Below are 15591 nucleotides of genomic sequence, written 5' to 3' on the forward strand. Positions count from 1 at the left end.
ACGAGCATGAGCACTTGGATGGTGGTAACCGGCGTTTGGGCGATGGTCGCGGTCTGCGTCGTGCTGTTCGTTCGGGGCGCGTCGCCGCACGTTCGCCGATCCGATGACGCTTCCGACCGCGGTGGCCGGGCCGCGCGCGATGTAGTCTGAGTCGCTTTTTTATCGACTCAAACGTCCAGCGGATCGACTTCGACGTTCCATCGCAATACGCCCTTGAGCGAGCGCAGCGCCGGCTGCCAGGCGCGCAACGACGCCTGCAACGCCGCCCGCGACGCACTTTCGAGCAGCAGTTGCGCCCGATGGACATTGAATACTTTGACGATGGTGAGCGGCACCGCATCGTAGACGGTCACGCGATCCGCGCCGGGTAAAGGTGCGAACGCCGCCGCCGCATCCTCCAGAAACTTGAGCGCCGCTTCGAGCGTGCGGCCTTCGGCACGCAACATCGCCTGATAGACGAACGGCGGCAGGCGCGCGTCGCGCCGCTCGGCGAGCGTCGAGTTGGCGAAACCCACATAGTCTTGCCGCGACAGCGCCTGATACAACGCGTGACGCGGATAACGCGTCTGAATCATCACTTCGCCGGGCAAGCCCGCCCGTCCCGCGCGGCCGCTCACCTGCGTCAGTTGCGCGAAGAGCCGCTCGCTCGCGCGAAAGTCGTGCGAGAAGAGCGCGGTGTCGGCATTGAGCACGCCGACGAGCGTCACGCGCCGGAAGTCGTGGCCCTTCGCGATCATCTGCGTGCCGACGAGAATATCGACCTCGCCCGCGTGCACGTCGGAGAAAAGCGCCTGCGCACTGCCCTTGCGGCGCGTGCTGTCGGCGTCGATGCGCAGCACCCGAGCGTTCGGGACCACGCTCGCGAGCGTCTCCTCGACACGCTGCGTGCCGCGGCCCATCGGCGCGATATCGATGTTGCCGCAGTCCGGGCACGACTTCGGAATGCGCGATTCCCAGCCGCAGTGATGGCATCGCAGCGCCCGCTCCGGCTTATGCAGCACGGCGTAGGCGCTGCAGCGCGGACAGCCCGCGACCCATCCGCAGGCGTCGCACGACAGGATCGGCGCATAGCCGCGTCGATTCAGAAACACGAGACTCTGCTCGCCACGCTCGACGCGCGTCTTCAGCGCGGCGATGAGCGGACCCGCGAGCCCTTCGACCGACGCGCGGCCGCGCCGTCTCTCCTCTTCCAGATCGATGAGCTTCACGGCCGGCAATGCCGCTTCGGCGACGGCCCGGCGCGTAAGCGTCAATCGCGTGTAGCGGCCCTGCTCCGCTTGCCACCACGTTTCGAGCGACGGCGTCGCCGAGCCGAGGACGACGGGAATATCGAGCTGTTTCGCACGATAGATCGCCAGATCGCGCGCCGAGTAGCGCAGACCTTCCTGCTGCTTGTAGGCAGGATCGTGCTCTTCATCGACGACGATCATCGCGAGTTGCGGCATCGACGCGAGTATCGCGAGACGCGTGCCGAGCACGATGCGCGCGCTGCCCGTGTGCGCCGCCAGCCAGTTGCGCGCGCGCTCGCCTTCGGCGAGACCGCTGTGCATCGTGACGATGGAACCGTCGGCTAGCGCCGAAAAACGCGCGCGGAACGCGGCTTCGAACTGCGGCGTCAGGTTGATTTCGGGAACGAGAACGAGCGCTTGCGCGTCCGGCCGGGCGGCGAGCAAAGCGGCGAGCGCATGCAGATAGACCTCGGTCTTGCCGCTGCCCGTCACGCCGTGGAGCAGGAACGGCGCGAACCCTCGCGCGCCGGAAATCGCATCGACGGCATCGCGTTGTTCGTCCGTCAGAATCGGCAGCGGCGCGGCGCCGGTCGGAAGCACGTGCGCATTCGCATCGGGCTCGACGGTTTGCGTCGTCGCCGTCTCGATCCAGCCGCGCGCGAGCCAGTCGTCGAAAGTCACGCTCGCTTTGGGATGCAGCCCGCGGGCATCGGAAAGAGCGAGCGACGGCTGCTCCGCGAGCGCTTCGGCCAGGCGGCGCAGGGCGCTGGCGCGCGCGGGCAACGCGTCGGGAAGTTGCGCGCGTCCCTCCGGCAAAAGCCGGTAGCGCGGCTCCACGGCGAAAAGTCGATTCCAGCGCGAGGCGTCGCGCAACGCCTGAGGCAGCGCCGGCAGCGCGACTTCGCCGAGACCACGCTGGTAGTAATCGGCGGCGAAAGCGGCAAGCGCGATCCAGGCGTCGGACAGCGGCGCGCAGCCATCGCAGACTGCGGTAACGGCGCGCAGTTTTTCGGCGGGCACGTCGCTTGAATGGGCGATTTCGCAGATCAGCCCGACGACCTCGCGTCGCCCGAACGGCACCTGCACCAGCATGCCGACGGCAGGCGCGTCCGGCAGCGCATAGCGGTAGTCGAATAGCACGGGCATCGGCTGATCGACGGCGACGCGCACGAAAAGGCCAGTCACCGCGCACGACCCCGCGTACAACGGTCCGACACTGGAATCTGCTTGAACGGGGCGAAGTTAAAGTGAAACATCAGAATCGTCTGTAAACCGCCGATTATTTTTGGATTTCCGATGCTTTCCACAGGCCTGTGGATAACTTTGTTGAGAAGTGCGTTCGACGTCGCCGCAAACAATGTCACGAAACCCTTATGTGCGCTGGCCCACATTTCGGGCAAAGCTCTCGAAATTTCTTAAAAATCATAGGGTTAAAGCATACATAGAGACACGTTATGGGTTGCTGGAGGCCATACGTCTGATGGCGCGCCGCAGCGAACAAAATGTGCATAAGTTCAGTCTTGACATCGAGGAACGCCGCCTGAGGTGGGCGATGCGGACGAAATGTTCCAGCCCCTGATTGTCTGCTCCAAAGCATCGACGTTGCGCTGCAACATGCATTCGCAACGCCGGCTTTTGTATATGAGCTATCGCGTGGCTTGTTTCGCGCGCATCGCACGGCTGTGACGATGGACTTCATCGACGAGCTCCGCGACGCTCTCCGGCGGCGTGAACTGCGAGATTCCGTGGCCCAGATTGAAGACGTGGCCCGGAAAATTCCCGAAACTCTCGAGCACGGCGCGCGCTTCTGTGCGGATCGCCGCGGGCGGCGCGAAGAGCACGTTCGGATCGATGTTCCCCTGCAGGGCCACGCGCGCGCCCACTTTTTCCCGCGCCTTGCCCAGATTCATGGTCCAGTCGAGACCGACGGCATCGACACCCGTCGCGGCAATTTCCTCGATCCACAATCCGCCGCCCTTCGTAAAGGTGATGACGGGCACGCGCGCGCCGTCGTGCTCGCGCTTCAGACCCGCGACGACCTTCGCGATGTATTCGAGTGAGAAGCGTTGATACGCGCCATCGGCGAGCGCACCGCCCCACGTGTCGAAGATCATCACGGCCTGCGCGCCGGCTTCGATCTGCGCATTTAGATACGCCGTGACGGCTTGCGCGTTCACATCGAGGATGCGGTGCATCAGGTCCGGACGCGCATAGGCCATCGATTTGACCGTGCGGTGATCGTCCGAGCCGCCGCCTTCGACCATGTAGCACGCGAGCGTCCACGGGCTGCCGGAGAAACCGATCAGCGGCACCTTTTGACGGCCCTGCGCGTCGGTGAGCGCGCGACGGATCTGGCGCACGGCGTCGGTGACATAGGAGAGCGTCGCGCCGATGTCCGGCACGGCAAGGCGCTTAACGTCGTCCTCGGTGCGCACGGTGCGCTCGAAACGCGGACCTTCGCCCTGCACGAAGTTCAGGCCGAGGCCCATCGCGTCGGGGACGGTGAGAATGTCGGAGAAAAGAATCGCGGCGTCGAGCGGAAAGCGTTCGAGCGGCTGAAGCGTCACTTCGGTCGCGTAGTCGGGATTCTTCGCGAGCCCGAGAAAACTGCCCGCGCGGGTGCGCGTCGCGTTGTATTCCGGGAGATAGCGTCCCGCCTGGCGCATCAGCCAGATCGGCGTGTAGTCGGTCGGCTGGCGCAGGAGCGCGCGCAGGAAGGTGTCGTTCAGAAGAGTGTGTGCCACGTCGCTCGATGCTGAAGGCAAAGAATCATTCATTCTACCGGACCGGCCGGGTGTTTTCGTTGACTGAGCCCGGCAATTCGGGAAGTCTCATGCAGCGCGGCCTATGCGTTTCGGACGACTGTCCGGGGACGCGAACGCCTCGGTATCATCGACGGAACCCTACAACTAGAAATAGGAGAATAGATGCAACGCACGTCTGTCAGTCTCGCCGCCTCGGCCCTTGTCATGTCGCTCGCGCTCAATGGCGTCGCGCACGCTCAAACGGTTCAGGCGGGCACCGTAGCCGGCGCGAAACCCGCCGCGCCCGCGCCAGTCGCAGCACCTTCGAGGCTCGACGATATCCTCGCGCGCCACACGCTGCGCGTCTGCACGACGGGCGACTACAAGCCGTACTCCTTCCTGCGTCCGGACGGCCAGTTCGAGGGGATCGACATCGATCTCGCGGAGAGTCTCGCGAAGTCGCTCGGCGCGAAGGCGGAGTACGTGAAGACGTCGTGGTCGAACCTGATGAACGATTTCGTCGCCAAGTGCGATATCGCCGTGGGCGGCGTCTCGACCACGTTAGAGCGGCAAAAGCGCGCCTTCTTCACGGCGCCGTACATGGAAGACGGCAAAACGCCGATCGTCCGTTGCGACGATGTCGACAAGTTCCAGACCGTCGCGCAGATCGATCAGCCGAACGTGCGCACGATCGTCAATCCGGGCGGCACGAACGAGCGCTTCGCGAAGCAGTTTTTCCCGCACTCGCAGTTGATCGAATACCCGGACAACGTGACGATCTTCAAGCAGATCCTCGAAGGCAAAGCCGACGTGATGGTCACGGACGCCTCCGAAACGCTGCTTCAGCAGAAGCTCAATCCCGGACTGTGCTCGGTGCATCCGGACAAGCCGTTCCAGTTCGGCGAAAAGGCGTATCTGCTGCCGCGCGGCGACGTGCCGTTTCAGCAGTATGTCGATCAGTGGCTGCATCTCGCCCGGTCGTCGGGCGAGTTTCAGGCCGTCTATGACAAATGGTTGAAGTAACGCTCAACGCCCGGCGCGCATGAGCTCGCCTGCGCGCGTGCCGATCTTGCGCAGCCAGCCGAGCGCCGCTTCCGACTGCGAATGCATGCGCCCGAATCCGTGTGTCATGTCGTGCGCTTCGATCATCTCGACGCGGCCGCCGTTGGCTTGCAGGAAGCGCTTGAGTTCGAAGGCGTCGTCGTAGAGCGGATCGTAGGCCGCCGCGACGACGAGCGCAGGCGCCGGCGTGCGCTCGAACGGCTCGGACAGCGGGAACGCGCGCACGTCGTGCTCTTCCGGTGCATCGCCGGATAGAAATTGCGTCCAGTACCACTTCATTTCATCGTTCGTGAGTCCCGGACCGTTTGCATTCGCGATGCAACTGGGGCTCTCGAACTGTCGGCGCATCACCGGATAGAGCAGCAATTGCAAGCCGACGAGGCCAGCCACGCGCTCGTTCGCTGCGCGCGCCGCGACGACCGCCAGATGCGCGCCCGCACTGTCACCGCCGACGGCCAGCCGGTCGACCGCGAAACCGAGCCGCGAGCGATGCTCCGCGAGCCAGATCAGCGCGTCGAGCGCGTCCTCGCACGGCGCGGGAAACGGATGCTCCGGCGCGAGCCGGTAATCGACGCTCGCCACGGCGCACTGCGAATCCAACGCGAGCCGTGCGACGAGTCCATCGTGCGTGTCCAGGTCACCGACCACCCAACCGCCGCCGTGAAAGTACACGATGAGCGGCAACGGACCCTGCGCGGCCGTCGGTTTGTAGACCCGCGCGACGAGCGTGCGCCCTTCGAGAGCGATCTCGATGTCTTCCGCGATCACGGCATCGTCACGCTTTCGGGCGTAAGCTTTTGCAATGTTACTGAAGCGGTCTCGCACCGTCCGCGCATCCGCATTGGGCGCCAAAGCCGGGAAGGCCTCGTCGACGGCGCGGTAGTACCGGAGCAAGGCTGCGTCGATCGTCATGCGTGTCTCCATAGCGTTTTCTCGTTAAATGATCATTTGCGGGCAACTTGCGCATCGATTTCATGCGTCCGCACGTTCGATTTTCGCGGAAAATCAAAATTATCGCTCTGGTCCGAAAATCGGCATTTGCTGGCGACGTCGGGCCGATCGAATAAATGATCCGAATAACAGACAATATATCCATGAAAATCGGGTGATTCGCGCGACAAAATTTCCCCTCCGCCTTACCGGACGCGGGTTACAACCTGAAACACTTTGTTACGGCGACTCGGAATCAATTCGCCCACAATCTGTGAAACGGTTTCAACACGGATGTATTGGGCTGCGCTGTGCGAAAGTCGCGTGGTCCGATAGCTGGCTGTGGCCTAAGCGCTCAGATTTTGGGGCATCGGTGCTGGGATCGTTATTCGAATGTAATCCGTTCGAAATATCCCACGTGTGGTCTCCTCGCGCTAACCCCGTAGCGTGTGGTTTTTAGCGGGCTCCAGGCCCGCTTTTTTTTCGCCTGGACAAACGTTTGCGTTCTTTGAGAGTTTCAGGGCTCGAACGTTTCATCCAATGACAGAAGGGAGCGCCGCAGCGCTCCCTTCGTCGTTTCGTGATTTCGAATGCCGTGAGGCTCAGGCCGTCCTGGTTTCGGCGAGCTTCAGTTCGTCGATCATGCGCGCGCGCATCACGAACTTTTGCGCCTTGCCGGTGACGGTCATCGGCAATTCGTCGACGAAGCGGATATAGCGCGGAATCTTGTAATGCGCGATCTGCCCTTTGCAGAAGTCGCGAATCTCGTCCTCGCTCGCTTGTTCGCCGGGACGCACGACGATCCACGCGCACACTTCCTCGCCGTACTTCTGATCCGGCACGCCGAACACCTGCACCGACTGGACCTTCGGATGGCGGAACAGAAATTCCTCGATCTCGCGCGGATAGACGTTCTCGCCGCCGCGAATCAGCATGTCCTTGAGGCGTCCGACGATGTTGCAATAGCCTTCGTCGTCGAGCGTCGCGAGGTCGCCGGTGTGCATCCAGCCGTCGACGATCGCTTCGCGCGTCTTGGATTCGTCGCCCCAGTAGCCCTTCATCACCGAGTAGCCGCGCGTGCAGAGCTCGCCCGTTTCGCCGACGGGCACGATGTTGCCCGATGGATCGACGATCTTCACCTCGAGATGCGGCTGAATGCGTCCGACGGTCGTCGTGCGCTTGTCGAGCGGATCGGTGGTCGAACTCTGGAACGACACCGGGCTCGTCTCGGTCATGCCGTACGCGATCGTGATCTCGCTCAGATGCATCGTCGAAACCACGCGTTTCATCGTTTCGATCGGGCACGGCGACCCTGCCATGATGCCCGTGCGCAGACGGCTCAAGTCGTACTTCGCGAAATCGGGGTGATCGAGTTCCGCGATGAACATCGTCGGTACGCCGTGCAGCGCGGTGCATTTTTCGTCGTGGACCGCGGCGAGCGTCGCGGCGGGGTCGAACGCTTCGCCCGGGAATACCATCGTGCAGCCGGTCGACACGCACGCGAGCACCGCCAGAACCATGCCGAAGCAGTGATAGAGCGGTACCGGAATGCAGAGCGAATCCTGCTCGGTGAGGCGCATCGCCATCGCAATATAGCGCGCGTTGTTGACGATGTTCCGATGCGTGAGCGTCGCGCCCTTCGGGTTGCCCGTCGTGCCGCTCGTGAACTGGATGTTGATCGCGTCGTCCGGACCCAGCGTCGCTTCGAGCGCGTCGAGCTTCGCTGCGTCGAGTTGGCCGGCGCCCGTGCGCATCACATCGTCGAAGTTGAGCATGCCGGGCGTCTTGCCGTCGCCCATGCGGATGACCGCGCGCAGTTCCGGCAGCTTCGCGGCGTCGAGCGCGTTCGGCGCGGCGTGAGCGAGTTCAGGCGCGAGCGACTGCAACATCTCCAAATACTTCGATGACTTGAACTGCTCCGCCGCGATGATCGCCTTGCAGCCGACCTTGTTCAGCGCATATTCGAGTTCGGCCAGCCGGTACGCCGGATTGATGTTGACCAGCACCGCGCCCATGCGCGCGGTGGCGAATTGCGTGAGCAGCCATTCGGCGCGATTCGGCGACCAGATGCCGACGCGATCGCCCGCCTGAACGCCAAGCGCGAGCAGTCCGCTCGCGAGCACATCGACCTGGTTCGCGAACTCGCGCCAGGTCCATCGAACGTTCTGCTCGCGGAAGACCACGGCAGGTCGTTCAGGAAAGCGGTTCACGGTTTCGAGAAGAAAACGCGAGACGGTTGCGTCGCTCAAAGCGATGTCGGTCGCGCCGCGAACATGGGAAATGCCGTCGCGCGGTTTGATCTGCGCGCCGGTCTGCGTCTGTTCAGTTGCCATCGATGGTCTCCGCCAATATGTGTCGCCGCCCGATGAAGGCTAATTGGAGGCTATTGTGCATCGCAAAGAGGCGCGCGGGCATTGAGTGTTTCCCCGCAACGGTGTTCTGAGGCAGTCGACTAAAACGCAACCAAATCAATGCGTTACGCAGACTCTGCCATCGATACACATAACCGATATGCACTAATGCCTGCGCGATTTGCCGATTTGGAGCATAAAAAAAGCAGCCCGAAGGCTGCTTTCTTTGAACTGCTGAACGCCGCTTGGCGCGTCACGCTTAGTGCTTCGCGTGCGCCTTGCGCAGACGCTGGATCGCCGCGAGCTGAGCCGTCGCGTACGCGAGTTCCGCTTGCGCGGTCGCGTACTCGAGTTCCGAGGTGTTGTTTTGAATCGCTTCCTCGGCACGCTTCTTCGCCTGCTCTGCCTTCGCTTCGTCGAGATCGGCGCCACGGATGGCGGTATCGGCGAGTACGGTCACGATGCCCGGCTGGATTTCGAGAATCCCGCCTGCAACGAACACGAACTCTTCCGAGCCGTCTTCCGCCTCGATGCGCACCGCGCCCGGACGAATGCGCGTGATGAGCGGCGTGTGGCCGGGCAGAATGCCCAGTTCACCTGCTTCGCCCGGCAGCGCGACGAACTTCGCCTGGCCCGAGAAGATCTGCTCTTCCGCGCTGACGACGTCTACCTTGATGGTTGCCATTTATGTCGACTCCTGGATTGAGTGTAGTTCGCGGACGTCAGCCGTCAGACCGACGCCCTTGTAGACACCCAATCTTTACTGGATCTTCTTGGCCTTTTCGAAGGCTTCGTCGATCGTGCCGACCATGTAGAACGCTTGCTCCGGCAGATGATCGCATTCACCTTCGACGATCATCTTGAAGCCGCGGATGGTTTCCTTCAGCGGCACGTACTTGCCCGGCGAGCCCGTGAATACTTCCGCAACGTGGAACGGCTGCGACAGGAAACGCTGGATCTTACGCGCGCGCGAGACCGACAGCTTGTCTTCCGGCGACAGTTCGTCCATGCCCAGAATCGCGATGATGTCGCGCAACTCCTTGTAGCGCTGCAGCGTTTGCTGCACGCCGCGCGTGATCGAGTAGTGCTCTTCGCCGATAACGTGCGGGTCGATCTGACGCGAGGTCGAATCGAGCGGGTCCACTGCCGGATAAATACCCAGCGAAGCGATGTCACGCGACAACACGACGGTTGCGTCCAAGTGGCCGAAGGTCGTAGCCGGCGACGGGTCGGTCAAGTCATCCGCAGGGACGTACACGGCCTGAACCGACGTAATCGAGCCGGTCTTGGTCGACGTGATGCGCTCTTGCAGCTTGCCCATTTCTTCAGCCAGCGTCGGCTGATAGCCCACTGCCGAAGGCATACGGCCGAGCAGAGCGGACACTTCCGTACCCGCCAGCGTGAAACGGTAGATGTTGTCGACGAAGAACAGCACGTCGAGGCCTTCGTCACGGAAGTGCTCGGCCATCGTCAGACCGGTCAGCGCGACGCGCAGACGGTTGCCCGGCGGCTCGTTCATCTGGCCGTACACCAGCGCGACCTTGTCGAGAACGTTCGAGTCCTTCATTTCGTGATAGAAGTCGTTCCCTTCACGGGTACGCTCACCCACGCCGGCGAACACGGAATAACCGCCGTGTTCCTTCGCGATGTTGTTGATGAGTTCCATCATGTTCACGGTCTTGCCCACGCCTGCACCGCCGAACAGACCCACCTTGCCGCCCTTCGCGAACGGGCAGATCAGGTCGATAACCTTGATGCCCGTTTCGAGCAGTTCGGTCGACGGCGACAGGTCTTCGAACGCCGGCGCCTTCTGGTGGATCGAGCGCATCGTTGCCGATTCGATCGGACCGGCTTCGTCGATAGGACGGCCAAGCACGTCCATGATGCGGCCGAGCGTCGGCTTGCCGACCGGCACGCTGATGGGCTTGCCCGTATTCTTGACCACCGTGCCGCGGCGCAGACCGTCGGAGGCGCCCAGACAGATGGTGCGCACCACGCCGTCGCCCAGTTGCTGCTGGACTTCGAGCGTCAGTTCGGTGCCTTCCAGAATGAGCGCGTCGTAGATCTTCGGCATGTGCTCACGCGGGAATTCCACGTCGATAACGGCGCCGATGCACTGTACGATCTTGCCTTCTACCAAAGCAGTAGTACTCATCGCATTTCCTTTAGATACTGTGTTCTTTCACGCGGTCAGCAAAATCAGACCGCTGCGGCGCCGCCGACGATTTCCGACAATTCTTTCGTAATCGCGGCCTGGCGGCTCTTGTTGTAGACGAGCTGCAGTTCGTTGATCACGGTCTTCGCGTTGTCCGACGCGGCTTTCATCGCGACCATGCGCGCCGATTGCTCCGACGCCATGTTTTCCGCGACTGCCTGATACACGAGCGCTTCGACGTAGCGCACGAGCAACTCGTCCACCACGGTTTGCGCGTCCGGCTCGTAGATGTAATCCCACGAGGTCTTCGGCGTGTCGCCGTCTTCGTTTTTCGCGTCGAGATCGTCCACCGACAACGGCAGCAGCTGCTCGATCACCGCTTCCTGCTTCATCGTGTTGATGAAGCGCGTGTACGCCAGGTACACCGCGTTGATCTTGCCTTCCGAATACAGGTCGAGCTGCACCTTGATCGCGCCGATCAGCTTTTCCAGATGCGGCGTGTCGCCCAGTTGCGTGACTTGCGACACGACACTGGCCTTCAGGCGATTCAGGAACCCGAGACCCTTGCTGCCGATCGCCGACGCCTCGATCTTGACACCGCTCTGATCGAGTTCCTTGATCTTGTTCAGCGACGCACGCAGGACGTTCGTGTTCATGCCGCCGCACAGACCCTTGTCGGTCGTGACGAGGATCAGGCCGGCCGTCTTCACGCCCTTGTTCTCGACCATGAACGGGTGGCGATACTCAGGGTTCGCCTTGCTCATGTGCGATGCGATTGCGCGGACCTTGTCGGCATACGGACGGGCGGAACGCATACGCTCCTGGGCGCGGCGCATCTTGGATGCGGCGACCATTTCCATCGCTTTCGTGATCTTGCGCGTGTTTTGCACGCTCTTGATCTTGCCGCGAATTTCCTTCATTCCAGCCATTGCTTACTCCTTGATCGAAGCCGCGCGACGTTCAAAGACATCGCGCGTTGCTCCTCAGTCCCGATCAATAAGCGCCCGACTTCTTGAAGTCCTTCAGCGCGGCATGCAGTGCGCCTTCGTCGTCCTTCGACAAGTCTTTGTTGTCTTCGATGCGCTTAATCAGATCGGCGTGGCTGGTCTTCAGGAATTCGCGCATGCCCTTTTCGAACGGCAGAACTTGCGAGACTTCGAGATCGTCCAGATAGCCATTGTTGGCAGCGAACAGCGCGACAGCCAGTTCCCACACCTGCAGCGGCTGATACTGCGGCTGCTTCAGCAGTTCCGTCACGCGGCGGCCGCGTTCGAGCTGCTTGCGGGTGGCTTCGTCGAGGTCCGATGCGAACTGCGCGAACGCAGCCAGCTCACGATACTGCGCGAGGTCGGTACGGATACCGCCCGACAGCTTCTTGATGACCTTGGTCTGAGCCGCACCACCGACGCGCGACACCGACACGCCCGCGTTGATTGCGGGGCGGATACCGGCGTTGAACAGGTCGGTTTCCAGGAAGATCTGGCCGTCGGTAATCGAGATCACGTTCGTCGGAACGAACGCGGTCACGTCGCCGGCTTGCGTTTCGATGACGGGCAATGCCGTCAGCGAGCCGCTCTTGCCCTTGACTTCGCCGTTGGTGAACTTCTCGACGTACTCTTCCGAGACGCGCGCAGCACGCTCGAGCAGACGCGAGTGCAGATAGAACACGTCACCCGGATACGCTTCACGGCCCGGCGGACGGCGCAGCAGCAGCGAAATCTGGCGATACGCCCAGGCTTGCTTGGTCAAATCGTCATAGACGATCAGCGCATCTTGACCGCGATCGCGGAAGTATTCGCCCATCGTGCAGCCGGCGTACGGCGCGAGGTATTGCATCGCGGCCGATTCCGAAGCCGAAGCCGCCACGACGATGGTGTAAGCCATCGCGCCGGTTTCTTCGAGCTTGCGCACCACGTTCATGATCGACGAAGCCTTCTGGCCGATCGCGACGTAGATACAGATGAGGTCCTTGCCCTTCTGGTTGATGATCGCGTCGACGGCCACCGCGGTCTTGCCGCACTGACGGTCGCCGATGATCAGCTCGCGCTGGCCACGGCCGATCGGCACCATCGAGTCGATCGACTTCAGACCCGTTTGCACCGGCTGCGACACCGACTTACGCCAGATCACGCCCGGAGCGATCTTTTCGATTGCGTCCGTAGCTTTCGCGTTGATCGGGCCCTTGCCGTCGATCGGGTTGCCGAGCGCATCGACCACGCGGCCGATGAGTTCCGGACCGACCGGCACTTCGAGAATGCGGCCCGTCGTCTTGACGATGTCGCCTTCCGAGATGTGCTCGTATTCACCGAGAATAACGGCGCCGACCGAGTCACGTTCGAGGTTCAGCGCGAGGCCGAAGGTGTTGCCCGGGAATTCGAGCATTTCGCCCTGCATCACGTCCGACAGGCCGTGGATACGCACGATACCGTCGGTCACGGAGATCACGGTGCCCTGGTTGCGAACATCCGCGCTCGCTTCAAGGCCCTGGATCCGGCTCTTGATCAGCTCGCTGATCTCAGAGGGATTGAGTTGCATTATTCGCTCCTGATAGTCAATTCTGTTGCGTGCCAGCTTTCAGACACGGTCGATCGCTTAAGCGGTCAGAGCCGTCTGCATGCTGGCGAGGCGCGCGCGGACCGAGGTATCGAGCACTTCGTCGCCAACCGTCACGCGAACGCCGCCGATCAGCGACTGATCGATTTCGACGATCGGCTTCAGCTTGCGCTGGAACTTGCGTTCGAGGCTTGCAACGAGGTCGTTCAACTGTTCGCCTTCGAGGGGGAACGCGCTCACGATGTGAGCATCGGCAGCACCTTCACGGGCGTTCTTCAGCTCGTCGAACTGGACGGCGATTTCCGGCAGCAGCGACAGGCGATGGTTCTCGACCAGCATGCCGACGAAGTTCTTCGCCTGAGCATTGCCTTGTGCCAGCGGCGACTTCACTGCGGCGAGCAGGAGATCGGCGATCTGTTGCCGGTTTACCTTCGGGCTCGAAGCGACCGATTCCACTTCGGGCAGACGCGCAACCTGTGCCAGCTCCTCGACGAAGGTGGACCAGCCCGCGAGATCGCCGGTTTCGGCTACGCGGAACAGCGCTTCTGCGTAAGGACGAGCGATGGTTGCAAGTTCGGCCATGATCAGAGCTCGGTTTTGAGTTGATTCAGCAGATCGGCGTGAGCTTTCTGATCGACTTCGCGCTTCAGAATTTGCTCGGCGCCCTTGACGGCCAGAGCCGCGACTTCGGCACGCAGCGTTTCGCGCGCCTTCACGACTTGCTGGTCTGCGTCAGCCTTGGCTTGCGCGACGATGCGCGCGGCTTCGGCCTGAGCGTTGGCCTTGATTTCTTCTGCGACTGCGGCGGCGCGCTTTTCGGCATCGGCGATGCGCTGCTGGCCGTCGTTACGCGCTTGCGCGAGTTCCTGGTCGACGCGCTTGTGCGCCGCTTCGAGTTCCGCTTTGCCCTTGTCGGCGGCGGCGAGGCCGTCGGCAATCTTTTTCGAGCGCTCGTCGAGGGCGTTGATCAACGGCGGCCACACGAACTTCATCGTGAACCACGCGAGGATCAGAAACACGACCATTTGCGCAAACAGGGTTGCGTTGAGATTCACGGTGTTTCCTTAAACGTTGCTTGATCGGAGGTGAAACGGTTAAAAGGCGCTCATCGGCTTGTTGAGCTCGATCAGCGCCTCATCCGTTCCGTTCAGGCGTCTTTAAAAGTCAGACGCACAGTTCCGAGGAACCTCAGCCTGCGAGCTTCGAGAGCAGCGGGTTCGCGAACGCAAACAGCATTGCCACACCAACGCCGATCAGGAACGCCGCGTCGATCAGACCAGCCAGCAGGAACATCTTGGTCTGCAGCGGGTTCATCAGTTCCGGCTGGCGAGCGCACGCTTCAATGTACTTGCCGCCCATCAGACCGATACCGATACAGGCGCCGATTGCACCCAGGCCGATGATGATGCCGATACCGATGGCGGTCAGACCCTGGATGTTGGCGATGAAAGCTTGCATGATCACTCCTTTGATTAAAGACTTTGGAACTGGATTTATAAAAAACGAAAACCTAAAACCTGAACGATTCCGGAACGTGCCGCAACGCGTCAGTGTGAGTCATGCGCCTGGCCGATATACACCAGCGTCAGCATCATGAAAATGAACGCCTGCAACAGCACGATCAGAATGTGGAAGATCGCCCAAACCGTGCCCGCGACCACGTGGCCGATGAAGCCGAGCACAGAAGCGTCCGCACCGAACGTCCACATGCTGCCCAAAAGGGCGATCAGCAGGAACAGCAGTTCGCCGGCGTACATGTTGCCGAAAAGCCGCATGCCGAGCGAAACCGTCTTGGCGACGAACTCGATGATGTTCAGCGCGAGGTTCGGAATCCACAGCAGCGGATGCGCGCCGAACGGAGCGGACAGCAGTTCATGCACGAAGCCGCCGGCGCCCTTGATCTTGAAGTTGTAGTAGATCATCAGCACGAACACGCCGAGCGCGATGCCGATGGTGCCGTTCAGATCGGCCGTCGGCACGATGCGATGATGCGGCAGCGCTTCCGACAGACCCAGCCAGCCGATGACGCGGCCCGGCAAATCAACGGGGATGAAGTCGAGCGAGTTCATCAGGGCGACCCAGACGAACACGGTCAGCGCGAGCGGAGCGATGAAGCGGCGGCTGCCGTGAATCATCGACTTCGACTGATCTTCGACCATTTCGACCAGCATCTCGATAGCGCACTGGAACCGCCCGGGAACACCGGAGGTCGCCTTGCGTGCGGCAAGACCGAGGATGAGGATGGTTGCGAGACCGCACACGATCGACCAGAAAAGCGTGTCGAGATTCCAGACGTGGATGTCGAAAATCGACGTCTGTGCGTGCGTGGAAAGATTCTGCAAGTGGTGCGCAATGTACTCGGACGGATCCAGAGCGTGCGTTCCTTCGCTAGCTGCCATATCGTTAAAGCCACCCAAATTGTCAAAAATCTTTCGCCGCCTGTCGCTTCCGAGCCTCCGCTTCGCTGAGCGGCTCCGGGTCGAGAGGCCTGAGTGCGGAACAGGGTCCGCACGTCTTCATATGTGATGCTACTTACATCCTGTGCTGCAGGCACTTACCTGGGACGT

The 15591-nt window shown here is 61.7% G+C and carries 13 protein-coding genes; 1 reads left to right on the top strand and 12 read right to left on the bottom strand.

Annotated features, from left to right (window positions below):
* Window positions 1–167: 167 nt before the first annotated feature.
* Window positions 168–2414: a primosomal protein N' gene (locus QCE73_RS14285; RefSeq protein WP_309881751.1), complete on the bottom strand. Its 2247-nt coding sequence runs from the start codon at window positions 2412–2414 to the stop codon at window positions 168–170.
* Between the two features lie 461 nt (window positions 2415–2875).
* On the bottom strand, window positions 2876–3973 hold the full coding sequence (gene hemE / locus QCE73_RS14290) for a uroporphyrinogen decarboxylase (RefSeq protein ID WP_309881754.1): 1098 nt from the start codon (window positions 3971–3973) through the stop codon (window positions 2876–2878).
* A 183-nt stretch (window positions 3974–4156) separates the two neighbouring features.
* Between hemE and QCE73_RS14295 the strand changes: the two genes are divergently transcribed.
* Window positions 4157–4996: a transporter substrate-binding domain-containing protein gene (locus QCE73_RS14295; RefSeq protein ID WP_309881756.1), complete on the top strand. Its 840-nt coding sequence runs from the start codon at window positions 4157–4159 to the stop codon at window positions 4994–4996.
* Between the two features lie 3 nt (window positions 4997–4999).
* On the opposite strand, the gene QCE73_RS14300 is transcribed toward QCE73_RS14295, so the two are convergent.
* From QCE73_RS14300 to atpB, 10 genes are all read right to left on the bottom strand, one after another.
* Window positions 5000–5947, bottom strand: coding sequence for an alpha/beta hydrolase (locus QCE73_RS14300; protein WP_309881758.1), 948 nt, complete (start codon window positions 5945–5947; stop codon window positions 5000–5002).
* A gap of 620 nt (window positions 5948–6567) precedes the next feature.
* A complete protein-coding gene (locus QCE73_RS14305) occupies window positions 6568–8298 on the bottom strand; it encodes an AMP-binding protein (protein WP_309881759.1) in 1731 nt (576 codons plus the stop codon).
* A 277-nt stretch (window positions 8299–8575) separates the two neighbouring features.
* A complete protein-coding gene (locus QCE73_RS14310) occupies window positions 8576–9001 on the bottom strand; it encodes a F0F1 ATP synthase subunit epsilon (RefSeq protein WP_029672474.1) in 426 nt (141 codons plus the stop codon).
* A 75-nt stretch (window positions 9002–9076) separates the two neighbouring features.
* The gene (gene atpD / locus QCE73_RS14315) at window positions 9077–10471 is read right to left on the bottom strand and encodes a F0F1 ATP synthase subunit beta (protein WP_309881761.1); all 1395 of its coding nucleotides are present in this window, start codon (window positions 10469–10471) and stop codon (window positions 9077–9079) included.
* A 44-nt stretch (window positions 10472–10515) separates the two neighbouring features.
* Entirely contained in the window at window positions 10516–11400 is an 885-nt protein-coding gene (gene atpG, locus QCE73_RS14320) for a F0F1 ATP synthase subunit gamma (protein ID WP_309881763.1), read from the bottom strand.
* A 64-nt stretch (window positions 11401–11464) separates the two neighbouring features.
* The gene (atpA, locus tag QCE73_RS14325) at window positions 11465–13006 is read right to left on the bottom strand and encodes a F0F1 ATP synthase subunit alpha (RefSeq protein WP_035499351.1); all 1542 of its coding nucleotides are present in this window, start codon (window positions 13004–13006) and stop codon (window positions 11465–11467) included.
* Between the two features lie 57 nt (window positions 13007–13063).
* Window positions 13064–13606 carry a F0F1 ATP synthase subunit delta gene (locus QCE73_RS14330; RefSeq protein WP_035499352.1) on the bottom strand — a complete coding sequence of 181 codons (543 nt, stop codon included), beginning with the start codon at window positions 13604–13606 and terminating at the stop codon, window positions 13064–13066.
* Window positions 13607–13608: 2 nt separating this feature from the next.
* Window positions 13609–14079 (bottom strand): F0F1 ATP synthase subunit B, encoded by a 471-nt coding sequence (locus QCE73_RS14335; RefSeq protein WP_035499354.1) that lies wholly within the window; start codon window positions 14077–14079, stop codon window positions 13609–13611.
* A gap of 133 nt (window positions 14080–14212) precedes the next feature.
* Complete coding sequence (gene atpE, locus QCE73_RS14340; protein WP_007180033.1) at window positions 14213–14482, bottom strand: F0F1 ATP synthase subunit C; 270 nt, start codon at window positions 14480–14482, stop codon at window positions 14213–14215.
* A gap of 89 nt (window positions 14483–14571) precedes the next feature.
* Window positions 14572–15423, bottom strand: a complete 852-nt coding sequence (gene atpB, locus QCE73_RS14345; RefSeq protein ID WP_035499356.1) for a F0F1 ATP synthase subunit A — start codon at window positions 15421–15423, stop codon at window positions 14572–14574.
* Window positions 15424–15591: the final 168 nt, after the last annotated feature.

Origin of the sequence: Caballeronia sp. LZ029, assembly GCF_031451275.1 — a bacterium.
Lineage (GTDB): Bacteria > Pseudomonadota > Gammaproteobacteria > Burkholderiales > Burkholderiaceae > Caballeronia > Caballeronia jiangsuensis.